Below are 13,791 nucleotides of genomic sequence, written 5' to 3' on the forward strand. Positions count from 1 at the left end.
GTGGGCGCAGTCCTTGACGACCTCGCGCGGCACTGGCAGCTCTACGCCGCGATGCCGTTCATCGCCGCGCTCATCGGCTACGTCACCAAGCGCGTCGCCATCGAGATGATGTTCCGCCCGCTGGAGTTCGTCGGCGTCAAACCGATCTTCGGCTGGCAGGGCGTCGTGCCGAAACACGGCGGGCGGATGGCCGCGGTCGCCACCGAGCTGCTGACCGCGAACCTCCTCGATATCAAGGAGGTCTTCGCCCGCCTCGATCCGGCGATCGTCACGCGTGAGCTGGAACAACCGCTGTTGCGCGCGGTCGACGACATCGCCCGCGACGTGCTCGAAAAGCACCAGCCGCGGCTGTGGGAGGCGATGCCGACACTGGCGCAGGACCTGCTGATCAAGCAGGTCCAGGCCGGGGCGCCGCGGCTGGTGCGGGAGTTCCTCGACGAGGTCCGCGAGCACCTCGACGACGTGCTTGATGTGCGGCAGATGACTGTCGAGCGGCTGACCAGGGACACTGAGGCTGCCATGAGCGACACTGGCGAAGCCCCCGCTCGTGGCAGCCGATCGGGTGCGGGTGCCCCGCAGGGCACAGCGTTGCTGGTCCGGCTCATCCGCGAGACCTCCCGGCCGGAGATGGCGTTCATCGCGCGGATGGGGATCTACTTCGGCTTCGGGCTGGGGCTCGTCCAGACCGTGGTGTGGGCGCTGACCAAACAGCCGTGGGTGCTGCCGGTCTTCGGCGGCTGCATCGGGCTGTTCACCGACTGGCTGGCGATCAAGCTGATCTTCGTGCCCCGCGAACCGGTGCGGATCGGGCGCGTGATCCTCCAGGGCAAGTTCCAGCGCCGCCGGGCCGAGGTCGCGCGCCAGTACGGCGAGCTGATCGCGAACGAGGTGCTGACCGTGCCGAACCTGCTCGACGCGATCCTCCGCGGCCCGAGGTCGGACCGCCTCGTCGCGCTCGTCGAACGGCTGGTCTCCCAGGCCGTCGACGAACGGGCCAGCGTTGCGAAGCCGATGCTGGCGCTAGCCGTCGGCGGCCGTCAGCTACGGGAGATCAAGCACGCCGCCGCCGAAAGGGCACTCGCCCGGCTGCCGTCGACGGCGCGGTACGCCGAGGGTTACCTGACCGAGGCGATGGACGTCGCGAAGATGGTCGAGCAGCGGATGCTCGCGCTGACCCCGATCGAGTTCGAGGGCCTGCTGCGCCCGGCGTTCCGGCAGGACGAGTGGAAACTGATCGCGGTCGGCGGCGTCATCGGCTTCCTGGTCGGTGAGCTGCAGGTCCTGCTCATGCTCGGGTGAGCAGCTCGCCAAGGGGTTCGGGCGTGGTGGCACGGACGTCCGAACGCCGGTCCCGCACCCACGCGGCGATCCGGCAGATCACGTAGATCAGGAACGAGATCGCGGTGACGAACGCGCTCACCGGGAGCCCCGGCGCGAGGGACAGCACGATCCCGCCCAGCGCGGCGACCTCCGCGAAGACGATCGAGAGCACCGTCGCCTTCCACGGGCTCGCGGTGATCCGCACGGCCGCGGCCGCGGGCGTCACCATCATCGCCACCACGAGCAGCGAACCGACGACCTGGACGCTCAGCGCGGTCGCGACGCCGACCAGCACCGAGAACAGCACGGTCAGCATCGAGACCGGGACGCCGCGCGCGACCGCGACGTTCCGGTCGACGCTGGCGAACAGCAGCGGCCGGTAGACCAGCGCGAGCACCAGCAGGATGGCGGCCGAGGCCACGATGAACATGGTGAGGTTCGTCGAGTCGATGGTGATGATCTGCCCGGTCAGGATGCCGAACTTGTTCGCCGACCGTCCTTTGTAGAGCGACAGCAGCAGCACGCCCATGCCCAGCCCGAAGGACAGGATCACGCCGATCACCGAATCGCGGTCGGCGTCGCGGGTGCCGAGGATGCCCAGCAGCAGCGCGGCCACCACCGCGCCGGCGAGCGCGCCGTACTCGACACCGACGCCGAGCAGCAGCGCCGCGGCACCACCGGTGAGCGCCAGCTCGGAGGTGCCGTGCACGGCGAAGGACATCCGGCGCATCACGATCAGCGGGCCGAGGAACCCGGCGACGACGGCGAGCACCGCGGCGGCCAGCAGCGCGATCTGGACGCCCTGGATCTCGGTGATCAGTTCCCAGGTCTTGGCGAAGTCGAACAGGTTGTCCACGGCTCAGCTCACCCGCTCGTGCTCGTCGTGATGCGGCTGGTCCTCGCACAACGCGCTCTGCGCGCCCGCGATGTGGATCTGTCCGCCGACCTTGAGCACCTCGATCCGCGTCCCGTACAGCTCCGACAGCGTCTCGGAGCTCATCACCTCGTCCGGCTTCCCGATCCGGAACTGGCCGTTGACCAGGTAGAGCACGCGGTCGACGAACCGCAGCACCGGGTTGATCTCGTGGGTCACGAACAGCACCGCGGTGCCCGCCGTGCGCCGCCGCGCGTCGATCAGCTCGCTCACCGCGCGCTGGTGCGCCAGGTCGAGCGAGAGCAGCGGCTCGTCGCAGAGCAGCACCTCGGGGTCGCCGACGAGTGCCTGCGCGACCCGCAGCCGCTGCTGTTCCCCACCGGAGAGTTTCCCGACCGGCTGCCGGGCGTAGCGCGCGGCGCCGACGGCCTCGACCGCTTCGGCGACGCGCGCGTGCCGCGCCCGGATGCCGAACAGTCCGGTGCCCCAGCGGTGTCCGTCGAGGCCGAGGCCGACCAGGTCGACACCGCGCAGGGTCAGCGAATCGTCGATCGCCCGCTGCTGCGGGATGTAGCCGACGTTGCGGTTCGCCCCGCCGGGGCGCCCGCCCGCGATCTCCACCGATCCCGAGGACAGGGCCTGCACGCCGAGCAGCGCCTTGAGCAGGCTGCTCTTGCCGGAGCCGTTGGGCCCCAGCACGGCGAGGAACTCCCCCGGCTCGACGTCGAGGTCGAGCCCGGACCACAGGGTCCGGTTCCCGAAGGCGAGCCCCGCCCCGCGGATGCGCACCGCGGGACGGACCTCCGATCGGACACCGCCGGCTGCCGCGGACACGGTTACTTCACGGCTCCTGCCAGCGTGTCGACAGTCTTGGTCATCCAGTCAATGTAGCCCGTGACACCGGCGGGAAGCGTCTCGGCCACATCGACCACCGCCACCCCGGCGCCCTTCGCGTCGGCCACCACCTGCTTGGTCACCGCGGTCTCCGTCTGCACGTTGTTGACCAGGGCCTTCACCTGCTTGCCGGTGATCAGCTTGCGGAACTGGTCAAGCGCGGCGGCGGGCACGTCGGACTCGTTCTCGACCGCCTTGGCGAACGCCTCCGGGGTCGCGTCGGTGATCTTCGCGGTCCGCAGCAGGTAGTGCGCGACCGGTTCGGTGGCGACGACCTTGGTGTCCGGGTGCGTGGCGCCGATCTCCCCTGCCTTCTTGACCAGGGCGTCGAGCTTGCCCTTGAACGCCTTCGCGTTGTCTTCGAAGGTCTGCTTCGAGGCGGGCTGGATCTCCCCGAGCCCGGCGGCGACCTGGTCGGCGATCTTCCCGACGCCCGGCAGGTCGTACCAGACGTGCTCGTTCTCGTTGCCGGGCGCGGCGATGTCGTAGGCGACGAGCTTCTTGGCGCCGCCGGCCTGACCGGCGAGCTTCTCGAAGAACTTGTCGTAGCCGCCGCCGTTGGCCAGCGTCAGCTTCGCGTTCTTGGCGGCGAGCGCGTCGTCAGCGGTGGTCTCGTAGGAGTGCGGGTCGGCCGACGAGTCGTGGATGATCGAGGTGACCTGGACCTTGTCGCCGCCGATGGCGGCCACGACGCTGCCCCAGACGTCGGTCGCGGCGACGACCTTCACCTTGTCCGTGGCCGAGGCGGCCGGATCCGCCTTGTCGCCGCTGGAGCACGCGGCCGCGCCCAGTGCGAACAGGGACAGCGCCGAGGCGGCGGCGAGCACTCTCGTGGTGCGGCGGAAACTCATCGAAACACTCCTGCGGGATCGAGCCATAGAGCTAATGGAAACCGTTGTCAGATTCACTTTACCCCATCCGGATGATCATGGGGCCATTCGTCCGGGGTGGCCCAGCACACGGAGTAGCGGGAAACGACCGACAGGACTCACATGGGGTGTCGCTTCTGCAAAACGATCTGAACCGTTACGGTTTGCTGATGGGCCGTCCTATTCGCACCAGGAGGCAGGCGACGCTGGCGTCGCTCGCGGCAGAGCTCGGTGTGTCCAGGACTACCGTGTCGAATGCATACAATCGACCGGATCAACTGTCCCCGGAACTGCGCCGACGCGTACTCGAGACCGCCCGGCGGCTCGGCTACCCGGGTCCCGACCCGGTGGCCCGTTCGCTGCGTACCCGCAAGGCGGGCGCGGTCGGGCTCCTGCTGACCGAAAACCTCTCCTACGCCTTCCGTGATCCCGCCGCCGTCGGCGTTCTCGAAGGGCTCGCGCTCGCGTGTGAGGACGCCGGGGTCGGGCTGCACCTGGTCCCCGCCAGCCCCGGCCGCGAGGACGTCGCCGCCGTGCACCGCGCGGGCGTCGACGGGTTCGTCGTCTACTCGGTACCCGACGACGATCCCCACCTCGCCGCGGTCATGGAGCGCCCGGTGCCCACCGTGATCATCGACCAGCCCCGCATCGAGGGCGTCGACCGCGTCGGCCCGGACGACGCGGCCGCGGTGACCGCGATCGCCGAGCACCTCGTCTCGCTGGGCCACCGGCAGGTCGGGGTGGTGTGCATGCGGCTGGCCCGCGAGCGCAACGACGACTTCGTCGATTCGGAGCGGCAGAGCAGCGCGCACTTCCACGTCCAGCGCACCCGGCTGGAGGCGCTGGCCACGGCGTTCTCCTCGGCGGGCGTGGACTGGGCCGGCGTGCCGGTGGTCGAGCGGTTCGACCACACCGTGGACGACGGCGCGTCCGCCGCGCGGCAGCTGCTCGACGCGTACCCGCAGATCACCGCGGTGATCTGCACCTCGGACATCCTCGCGCTCGGCGCGCTCGCCGAGGCCGAACGCCGGGGCCTGCGGGTGCCGCAGGACCTCACGGTGACCGGCTTCGACGGGATCTCCGAGGCAGAACGCGCTGGGCTCACCACGGTGCACCAGCCGGTGCTGGAGAAGGGCAAGGTGGCGGGCAGGCTGCTGCTCGGCTCGGCCGAGCGGGTCGGGCCGAAGGTCATCACGCTGCCCACCGAGCTGCGGGTCGGCCGGACCTCGGCGCCGCCGCGCACGGTCGAGGAGCCCTGGTTCGGCGGCTGAGCGGGGCGCTTCGCACGTATCGGCCCCGTGATGTGCAACAGAAAATATTGCCGTGAGGGGGGCCGGGCGGTTCCAATGGGAGGGACCGCCCGCGACGCGGGGACCTTCCAAGGCCGAAGGAGGCCTCGATGACCTCCATCGACATCCTGCTCAAGCGCAACGAAGAGCTGGGCAATGTCGTCCCCGGTGACCGTTCCTCTCCCCGGCCCTCGCTGCAGGTGGCCATCCTGACCTGCATGGACGCCCGGGTCCGGGTGTTCGAGATCTTCGGCCTGATCCAGGGCGAGTCCCACGTGCTGCGCAACGCGGGCGGCGTCGTCACCGACGACATGATCCGTTCGCTCGCGCTGAGCCAGCGCAAGCTCGGCACCCGCGAGGTGCTGATCGTGCAGCACACCGACTGCGGCCTGTCGATGGTGACCGAGGACGAGTTCAAGGACGAGCTGGAAGGCGCGACCGGACTGCGGCCGACCTGGTCGGTCGAGGCGTTCCGTGTCGTCGAGGACAGCGTCCGGCGTTCGGTGGAGCGGGTCCGGCGCAGCGACTTCCTGCCGCACCGGGACAACGTGCGCGGCTTCGTCTACGACGTCAAGACCGGGACACTGACCGAGGTCGCACCGCAGGGCAACTAAGCTCTGGCGAGTGCCTGTAGACGCCGAGATCCTGCTCGACTGGTTCGCCGCACACGGTCGCGAGCTGCCATGGCGCGAACCGGACTGTTCCGCGTGGGGCGTGCTGGTCAGCGAAATCATGCTCCAGCAGACGCCGGTTTCCCGTGTCCAGCCGATCTGGCTGGAGTGGCTGGCGCGCTGGCCGGTGCCCTCGGCACTGGCCGCCGAGCCGCAGGGCGAGGTCGTGCGGGCATGGGGCAAGCTCGGCTATCCGCGCCGCGCGCTGCGGCTGCACGAGGCCGCCGGGGTCATCGCGGCCGAGCACGGCGACGTCGTACCGTCCGATGTGGACACCCTGCTCGCGCTGCCGGGCATCGGGGCCTACACCGCGCGCGCGGTGGCGGCGTTCGCCTACGGCAAGCGGGCCCCGGTGGTCGACACGAACGTCCGGCGCGTGGTGGCGCGCGCGGTGCACGGTGCCGGGGACGCCGGGCCCGCGTCGAACACCCGCGACATGGCCGACGTCGAAGCGTTGCTGCCCGCCGCCGACGCGCCCGCGGCGAAGTTCTCGGCGGCGCTGATGGAACTCGGCGCGCTGGTCTGCACCGCGCGCTCGCCCCGCTGCGCGGACTGCCCGGTCCACGCCGACTGCGCCTGGCAGCGCGCGGGAAAGCCCGCCTACGCCGGGCCCGCCAAACCGGTCCAGAAGTTCGCGGGCACCGACCGCCAGGTGCGCGGCCTGCTGCTCGACGTCCTGCGCGGTACCGAGGGGCCGGTCGAAAAGGGCAGGCTGGACGTGGTGTGGCACGACGCGGGACAGCGGGATCGCTGCCTGGATTCACTGCTCGTGGACGGCCTGCTGGAGCAGACCGCGAGCGGGCTTTTCGCACTCCCTGGCGAACACTAACGCACCACTACAAAAGTTGGTCAATAGTTGTCATTGACCCGTTCGGGGGCTAACTTCTGCTGAACGCTTTCGGCGAGGGAGGTCCCAATGACCGAGTCGGGTATGGGCCGTCGTTCCTTCTTCAAAGGGGGGCTGACGGTCACCGCCGTGGGGGCGCTCGGGCTGGGCTGGGCGGGCAGAGCCGCCGCGGCCGCCGTGCCGACGCCACGGATCTACAGCACTTCGGAGTGGAACGCGCGCCCGGCGTCCGGCGCGATCACCGTGGAAAACCACAAACCGACCTACATCGTCGTGCACCACACGGTCGATCCGGGCAACAGCTCGGAAACGTCGCTGGAGCACGCGTTCAAGATCTCGCGCGACATCCAGAACTTCCACATGGACACCCGGGGCTGGATCGACACCGGGCAGCAGTTCACGAACAGCCGGGGCGGGCACGTCACCGAGGGCAGGCACAGAAGCCTGGAAATCCTGCGAGGCGGCAAGCAGCACGTCCAGGGCGCCAACGTCGGCAACCACAACAGCGAATGCCTCGGCATCGAGAACGAGGGGCTCTACAGCAAGGAAGACGTGCCGCCCGCGCTGTGGAACTCGCTGGTGAACCTGGTCGCCTACATCGCGCACCAGTACGGCATCGCCCCGGCGATGATCAAGGGCCACCGGGACTTCAACTCCACGGAGTGTCCCGGCACGGTGCTCTACAACCGGCTGCCGGAACTGCGCACCGCCGTCGGCAAGGTCCTCGGTTCGGCCGTCGAACGCGAAGAACCCACGTGGCCGCTGCTCAAACCGGGCGATTCCGGGCGAAACGTCCTCCGGGCCCAGCGGTTGCTGCGGGCCAAGGGCGCCGACGTCCCGGCCGACGGGGTGTTCGGCGCGTCCACAAAGGATGGCGTCGCGGCGTTCGCGGCGCAGCACGGGCTTTCCCGGGACATCTGCGCCGCGACAGCGGCGACCGACGAGACCGGCTTCCTCGGCTCCGACGTCTGGCCCCTGCTGGTCCCGCCCGGTGGTTCCGTGTCCGCCCTGCGCGCCGATCTCAGCGCGTGAAGATGGTCCGTGGGGGCCTCCTTGAGGGACCCCAGGTCCCTCAAGGAGGCCCCCACGGACCGCTAGCTCAGCGACCGAGGACTTCGGAGAGGAAGGCCTCGACGGCGCCGCGGTAGGTCTCCGGCGCCTCGTCGTGCACGATGTGGCCGGAGTCCGGGACGACGAGGTGCCGGGCGCCGGGGACGCGCAGGGCGATCCCGGCCTGCTGCCCGGCGGGCATCGCCGTGCGCTCGCCCTCCAGCACCAGCAGCGGGCAGCGCACGGCGTCCACAATGGACCAGAAGTCGCGGCGCCCCCATTCGGCGGCGATCTCGTAGAGACTGTCCATGTCGGCGATGAGGTGATAGCCGTCCTCGCGCTCCTCGACGCACTCGACGAAGTAGTCCCCGACCTCGCCGAAGAACTCCCGCACGTGCGCCAGCGACCCGAACGGCACCGGCCAGCTCTCGAAGTACCCGCGCCAGGTTTCCACCGTGCGGCCGCGCTGGTCCGGTGCGAAGTCCTCGGACACCACCGCGCGCACCAGCTCGGGGTACTTCGCGGCGGTGGCCCAGGCGTGCAGCCCACCCATGGAGTGCCCGATCAGCACGGCCGGTGTGTCGCCGATCGAGCGCACCGCGTCCGCGACGTCCTCGGCGAACCGCTCGGTGGTCCACGGCCCGGTGCGTACCGCGCGGCCGTGCCCGCGCGCGTCAAGTCCGTACACCCGTCCGTATGGCTTGAGCCACTGGGCGACACGCCACCACGTCCTGGCCCGGCCCATCAGCCCGTGCAGCAGAACGACGGGCACGTGACCCGTGCCGCCGAAGTCGACGAGCATCCCGCCTCCTGTCCCGATCATCGCCGCCGACGCTACCCGGTCGGCCGAACGCGCCCGGCCGGTCGCCGGGCCCCGCCCTAAGCTGGCCCATATGCGCCAACGCGGAATCGCCCTCGTCGCCGGCTGTGTGGTGTTGCTGGCCGCGAGCTGCACCGCCGCGGACAGCAACCCGACGCCGCCACCGCCACCGCCGATGCACCCGGCGCCGGGCGCGGCGAGCGCGGGCGATCCCTACTACCCCGACGACGGCAACGGGGGTTACGACGCGCTCGACTACCACGTCGACGTCGGCTACGACCCGGCGAGCGGCAGGCTCGACGGCGACACCACGGTCACCGTGAAGGCGACCCAGGATCTGAACCGCCTCTCGTTCGATCTGCGTGGTTTGGACGTGCGGAGCGTCGAGGTCGAGGGCAAGCCGGCGACGTTCGCCAGGGAAAAGGGTGTCAAGCTGCTCGTCACGCCCGCCGAGCCGCTGCGTTCGGGAGGCACGTTCCGCGTCCGCGTGCGCTACGACGGCGATCCGGCCAAGACACCGCACGGCGGTGGGAGCGAGAACGGCTGGCAGCGCTCGAAGGACGGCGGCGCGTACATGGTCGGCGAGCCGCACTCGGCCGCGTTCTGGTATCCGGTGAACGAAACCCCGCGCGACAAGGCGACCTTTTCGGTCACCGCACACGTTCCGGACGGCTGGACGGTGCTCTCGAACGGCCGTGAGCAGGGCAGCAACTCGGCGGGTGGGAAGACGACGACGTCGTGGGCCGAACCGAACCCGGTGGCGAGCTACCTGACCACGATCGCGATCGGCAAGTTCACCGTGGACCGGATGACGCTGCCCGACGGCACCCCGATCGTCAACGCCTACGCGCCCGATTCGAGCGGCCACGGCGAACCGTCGATCCGGCTCCCGGAGATCATCGCGTTCCTGGCGAGCAAGTTCGGCCCCTACCCGCAGAGCGCGGCGGGCGGGATCTTCCTCAACGAGGACATCCACTTCTCCCTGGAGACGCAGGGCAGGCCGACCTACGCGAAGTGGGCCGAGCTGCTGACCGTGGTGCACGAGACCGCCCATCAGTGGTTCGGCGATTCGGTGAGCCTGAACTCGTGGTCGGACATCTGCGTCAACGAGTGCATCGCGTCGTACGCGCAGTGGCTGTGGGCCGAGGCCAAGGACAACCAGAACCTCGACGACCGCTACCGCGCGGCCGTGGAGATCTTCGGCAACAGCACGGAGTTCTGGGCGTCGAAGCTGGTCGACATGGGTGCCGGGCACGAGTTCCAGGGCGTCTACGGCAAGGGGATCCTGGCCATCCACGCGCTGCGCCGCAAGATCGGCGAGGACGCCTTCACCCGTGTCCTGCGGGCATGGCCGGCCGAGCACCGGCACGCGAACGCGTCGTGGGCGGACTTCGAGGCCCTCGTCAGCAGGACTTCCGGGCAGGATCTGCGTGCCTTCTTCGACGACTGGTTCCGCGGCACGAAGAAGCCCGCCGACGAGAACCTCTACCCGGGCGCGTTGAAAGGCTGAGAATCCGGCACCGCCGACTTCTCGTCCCGGCAAGTCCGTGAATGCCACATTGAGGGACTCTGAGTCCCTCAATGTGGCATTCACGGACCTTGGGAGCCGACCAGCAGATGCCGGTAGTCGGGGAGTTCGATGCCGTTGAACACCTTGCGCAGGTTGCCGGACATCAGGAGTTTGCCGGGCAGCAGCGGCAGGACGCGCATGAGCTGGTTTCGCAGCCAGATCCCGGCTTTGGTCATGGGCTGCATCAGCTTGAGGTTGGACCGCCCGAAGCGCTGCGTCAGGTCCACCCATGCGCGCATCCGGTGTTCGTAGGCCCGCAGGCCGGCCGCGTGGTCACCCTCGGCGGCGGCGAGTTCGCCCGCGAGGATGTAGGCGCCGACGATCGCGAGGCTCGTGCCCTGCCCGGAAATCGGGGACGCGCAGAACGCGGCGTCGCCGAGCAGCCCGATCCGGCCCTTCGACCAGGACTCCAGGACGACCTGGCTGCAGGAGTCGAAGAAGAAGTCGGACGCCTCGTCCAGCCGCGCGATCAGGTTCGGTGTCTGCCACGCCATTCCGGCGGCCCCGGCACGGACCAGGTCCTTCTGCCGCTCGATGTCGCGGTAGTCGTACTCCACCGCCGCGGACCGGTAGGACAGGTAGACCATCACCTGGGTGTTGTCGTGGATCGTGCGGAGTCCGGCGCCGCGGCCGGGCTCGTCATAGCCGATCGCCCAGTTTTCCAGGCCGAAGGTGTTTTCGGCCGACCAGAACGACAGGTACATCCCCAGGTGCCGGAGAAAACGCGACTCCTCGCCGAAAACCAGCGCACGCACCCCGGAATGCAGCCCGTCGGCGCCGATCACGACGTCGAACCGCTCCTCTTCACCACGTTCAAAGGTGACGTGCACGCCGTCGTCCCGCTCGTCGAGCGCGGTGATCCGGTCGCCGAAGACGTAGTTCACGTCGTCCCTCGTCGCGGTGAGGAACACCTCGGCCAGGTCGCCGCGCAGGATCTCGTACTCGGCGATCAGCCCGTCACCGCCGTAGCTGTCCGCGGTCTGGGTGGACAGGGTCCTGCCGTACCGGTCGACGAACGACAGCCCGCCGGTCTCGGTGCAGGCCGCGCGCACGCTCGGCTCCAGCCCCATCAGCTCGACGGCCCGCCTGGCGACGCCCCTGATGTCGACGGCCTGCCCGCCGGGACGCGGTGAAGGCGCGCGTTCCACCACCGTGACGTCCGCGCCGAAGCGGTGTAACCAGAAGGCGAGCGCCGGACCGGCGATGCTCGCACCGGAGATGAGAACCTTCGTCCCCCGCATATGAGACCCCCCTCACTCCCTTTCCAAGGTAGCCAGCCCTGTGACGGCCGCCAACCCGATTTCGGGCGGCGAAATCAGTACGCTGGGGACATGACAGTCGTGAAGATCAACGCCATCGAGGTACCCGAGGGCGCGGGCCCTGAGCTGGAGAAACGGTTTGCCGCGCGGCTGCACTCGGTCGACGAGCAGCCGGGGTTCCTCGGCTTCGAACTGCTCCGCCCGGTCAACGGGGAAACCCGCTACTTCGTTTACACGAAGTGGGAGACCGAAGAGCACTACCAGGCCTGGGCCGCGGGGCCCGCGCGCGAGGCGCACGCCGGCGAGCGCGCCAAGCCGGTCGCCTCCGGGGCGAGCCTGCTGGAGTTCGAGGTCGTCACGGCCAGTAAACCGGGTGAGTGACCTCGGCAGAGCCGCGGAGCTGATCGCCGGCGCCGGTGCGCTGCTCGTCTGCGCCGGCGCCGGGATGGGCGTGGACTCCGGGTTGCCGGACTTCCGCGGCGGTGAGGGTTTCTGGCGCGCCTACCCGCCGTACGCCCGGCTGGGCCTGCGGTTCGAGGAACTCGCCGACCCCCGGCACTTCGCCGCCGATCCCGAGCTGGCGTGGGGTTTCTACGGCCACCGGCTCGACCTGTACCGGCGGACGGCGCCGCATCCGGGGTTCGGGCTGCTGCGCTCGTGGGGTTCCCGTACCCCCGGCGGCGTCCGCGCCTTCACGTCCAATGTGGACGGACAGTTCCAGCGGGCGGGCTTCGGCGCGGTGGCCGAGGCACACGGGTCGATCCACCACCTGCAGTGCCTGGACGGCTGCACCGACGAGATCTGGGCGGCCGACACCGCCGAGGTCGAGGTCGACGAAGACACCATGCGCGCCCGGTCGCCGCTGCCGTCCTGCCTCCGCTGCGGTGGCCTCGCGCGGCCCAACATCCTGATGTTCGGCGACTTCTCCTGGCAGCCCGCGCGCAGCGAGGCCCAGCTGACCGAGCTGACCGCCTGGCGGCGGGCGCACCGGGACGTCGTGGTCGTCGAGCTGGGCGCCGGTCGCGCCGTGCCGACCGTGCGCCGCTACGCCGAGCTGGCGAGCGCGGCGACCGGCGCGTTGATCCGCGTCAACCCGCGCGAGCCGGAGATCCGGCACGGCCGGGGCGTGTCGATCGCCGCCGGTGCGCTGGAGACGCTCACCGCGCTGGACGAGCTGCTGCGTCAGCCCGCCGCGGTCCGTGGGGGCCTCCCCGAGGGACTCTAGGTCCCTCGGGGAGGCCCCCACGGCGCGTCAGGGGAGCTGGATCTCGGCGTAGACCGCCCGGTGGTCGCTGCCCGGCACCTTGAACACCCGGAAGTCCCGCACCGCGGCCCGCCGGTCCACGACGACGTGGTCGAGCGCGACCAGCGGCGCCGCGGTGTGCCAGGTCGGGGTGAGCGCGTCGCCGCGCTGCTCGGCCGCGTCGAGATAGCCCCTGGACAGCACGGTCCGGAAGGCGGCGTGGTCCAGCGTCGCGTTGAAGTCCCCGGCGAGGATCCGGATCCCGTGCTCGCCCTCGGCGGCGGAGAGGTCCTTCAGCTCCCGCTCCCAGCGCCGAGAGTCGATGTCCGGCGCGATCGGGTGCACCGCGACCACCTCGACCACGACACCGTCGCCGAGATCGACCCGCGCGCCCGGCTGCTTGACCGAGGAGTCCCCGGCCAGATGCGTCTCGGCCAGCGGGAAGCGCGACACGATCCCCGAGCCCTCCACACCGGGATCCGTGTGCAGCACGCGGTAGGGCAGCAGGGTGAACAGCCCGGCCTCGTCCAGCCGCCGGAGTACGTCCGGGGTCAGTTCGACGAGGTTGAGCACGTCGACCTGGTTGGCCCGGACGAGGTTCACCACCTCCCTCGGGTCGGCCGAGCCGATGTACAGGTTCGAAGCGAGCACCCGCAGTGTCCGTCCGTGCGCCGCGCGCTGGTCGATCGCGGACAGCCTCGGCACCACCAGTGCCGCCACCGCGCCGGCCACCATCAGCGCGAGCACCCCGATCCACCAGCGCCGGAGCAGCATCGCGAGCACCGCGAGCAGCACCCCGACCGGCACGACGTAGGGCGTGAGCGACAACGGGGCGATGACGTACCAGTTGCCGTCGAAGCCGACGAACCGCAGCGCGGCCACCCCGGCCAGTGCCAGCAGCACAAGCGTCAGCAGGAAGGTGACCCACCCGCGCCGCGCCCGGACCTCTCCTTCGACCACCATGCGGCCGAGTATGCCGATCCCCGGCCGTCGAGGGCGGCGCACCGGCCGGACCTCCACAAGACCTCCACACCGCGCACGCGCCCTGTCAGCCACCACCGGCCGCTGACAGCGCGGTGTGCGCG

14 protein-coding genes are annotated in these 13,791 nt (G+C 70.2%); 8 read left to right on the plus strand and 6 right to left on the minus strand.

Translation table 11 applies throughout. The features are described from left to right. Positions 1-1,299 carry a DUF445 domain-containing protein gene (locus ABD987_RS38625; RefSeq protein ID WP_345406416.1) on the plus strand — a complete coding sequence of 433 codons (1,299 nt, stop codon included), beginning with the start codon at positions 1-3 and terminating at the stop codon, positions 1,297-1,299. On the opposite strand, the gene ABD987_RS38630 is transcribed toward ABD987_RS38625, so the two are convergent. From ABD987_RS38630 to ABD987_RS38640, 3 genes are read right to left on the minus strand one after another with little or no spacing between them, the layout of a single operon-like run. Continuing rightward, positions 1,286-2,176 (minus strand): metal ABC transporter permease, encoded by an 891-nt coding sequence (locus tag ABD987_RS38630; protein ID WP_345406419.1) that lies wholly within the window; start codon positions 2,174-2,176, stop codon positions 1,286-1,288. The genes ABD987_RS38625 and ABD987_RS38630 overlap by 14 nt on opposite strands. A gap of 3 nt (positions 2,177-2,179) precedes the next feature. Further along, positions 2,180-3,028 (minus strand): metal ABC transporter ATP-binding protein, encoded by an 849-nt coding sequence (locus tag ABD987_RS38635; protein ID WP_345406422.1) that lies wholly within the window; start codon positions 3,026-3,028, stop codon positions 2,180-2,182. A 2-nt stretch (positions 3,029-3,030) separates the two neighbouring features. Next, the gene (locus tag ABD987_RS38640) at positions 3,031-3,939 is read right to left on the minus strand and encodes a metal ABC transporter solute-binding protein, Zn/Mn family (protein WP_345406425.1); all 909 of its coding nucleotides are present in this window, start codon (positions 3,937-3,939) and stop codon (positions 3,031-3,033) included. Between the two features lie 188 nt (positions 3,940-4,127). On the opposite strand from ABD987_RS38640, the gene ABD987_RS38645 reads away from it, so the two are divergent. The 4 genes from ABD987_RS38645 to ABD987_RS38660 all read left to right on the plus strand — a co-directional run bounded on the left by ABD987_RS38645 (position 4,128) and on the right by ABD987_RS38660 (position 7,796). After that, complete coding sequence (locus ABD987_RS38645; RefSeq protein WP_345406778.1) at positions 4,128-5,228, plus strand: LacI family DNA-binding transcriptional regulator; 1,101 nt, start codon at positions 4,128-4,130, stop codon at positions 5,226-5,228. A gap of 128 nt (positions 5,229-5,356) precedes the next feature. After that, on the plus strand, positions 5,357-5,860 hold the full coding sequence (locus tag ABD987_RS38650; protein WP_345406428.1) for a beta-class carbonic anhydrase: 504 nt from the start codon (positions 5,357-5,359) through the stop codon (positions 5,858-5,860). Positions 5,861-5,870: 10 nt separating this feature from the next. Then, a complete protein-coding gene (locus ABD987_RS38655) occupies positions 5,871-6,746 on the plus strand; it encodes an HhH-GPD family protein (RefSeq protein ID WP_345406431.1) in 876 nt (291 codons plus the stop codon). An 87-nt stretch (positions 6,747-6,833) separates the two neighbouring features. Then, the gene (locus tag ABD987_RS38660; RefSeq protein ID WP_345406434.1) at positions 6,834-7,796 is read left to right on the plus strand and encodes a peptidoglycan recognition protein family protein; all 963 of its coding nucleotides are present in this window, start codon (positions 6,834-6,836) and stop codon (positions 7,794-7,796) included. Positions 7,797-7,863: 67 nt separating this feature from the next. On the opposite strand, the gene ABD987_RS38665 is transcribed toward ABD987_RS38660, so the two are convergent. Next, positions 7,864-8,637, minus strand: a complete 774-nt coding sequence (locus ABD987_RS38665; RefSeq protein WP_345406437.1) for an alpha/beta fold hydrolase — start codon at positions 8,635-8,637, stop codon at positions 7,864-7,866. A 70-nt stretch (positions 8,638-8,707) separates the two neighbouring features. Here ABD987_RS38665 and ABD987_RS38670 point away from each other — a divergent pair, with 70 nt between their 5' ends. Then, positions 8,708-10,144 carry a M1 family metallopeptidase gene (locus ABD987_RS38670; protein WP_345406440.1) on the plus strand — a complete coding sequence of 479 codons (1,437 nt, stop codon included), beginning with the start codon at positions 8,708-8,710 and terminating at the stop codon, positions 10,142-10,144. Positions 10,145-10,224: 80 nt separating this feature from the next. Here the strand turns inward: ABD987_RS38670 and ABD987_RS38675 are convergent, their stop codons facing one another. Next, positions 10,225-11,445: an FAD-dependent monooxygenase gene (locus ABD987_RS38675; RefSeq protein ID WP_345406445.1), complete on the minus strand. Its 1,221-nt coding sequence runs from the start codon at positions 11,443-11,445 to the stop codon at positions 10,225-10,227. 90 nt (positions 11,446-11,535) lie between these two features. Between ABD987_RS38675 and ABD987_RS38680 the strand changes: the two genes are divergently transcribed. Together ABD987_RS38680 and ABD987_RS38685 are read left to right on the plus strand one after the other, a co-directional pair. Continuing rightward, the gene (locus ABD987_RS38680; RefSeq protein ID WP_345406448.1) at positions 11,536-11,844 is read left to right on the plus strand and encodes an antibiotic biosynthesis monooxygenase family protein; all 309 of its coding nucleotides are present in this window, start codon (positions 11,536-11,538) and stop codon (positions 11,842-11,844) included. Next, positions 11,837-12,688 (plus strand): SIR2 family NAD-dependent protein deacylase, encoded by an 852-nt coding sequence (locus tag ABD987_RS38685; protein ID WP_345406451.1) that lies wholly within the window; start codon positions 11,837-11,839, stop codon positions 12,686-12,688. The genes ABD987_RS38680 and ABD987_RS38685 overlap by 8 nt, the downstream gene beginning before the upstream one ends. Before the next feature lie 27 nt (positions 12,689-12,715). Here ABD987_RS38685 and ABD987_RS38690 read toward each other — a convergent pair whose 3' ends face one another. Continuing rightward, on the minus strand, positions 12,716-13,669 hold the full coding sequence (locus tag ABD987_RS38690) for an endonuclease/exonuclease/phosphatase family protein (protein ID WP_345406454.1): 954 nt from the start codon (positions 13,667-13,669) through the stop codon (positions 12,716-12,718). Between the last annotated feature and the right edge of the window lie 122 nt (positions 13,670-13,791).

This window comes from Amycolatopsis samaneae (assembly GCF_039541975.1).
GTDB classification, from domain to species: domain Bacteria; phylum Actinomycetota; class Actinomycetes; order Mycobacteriales; family Pseudonocardiaceae; genus Amycolatopsis; species Amycolatopsis samaneae.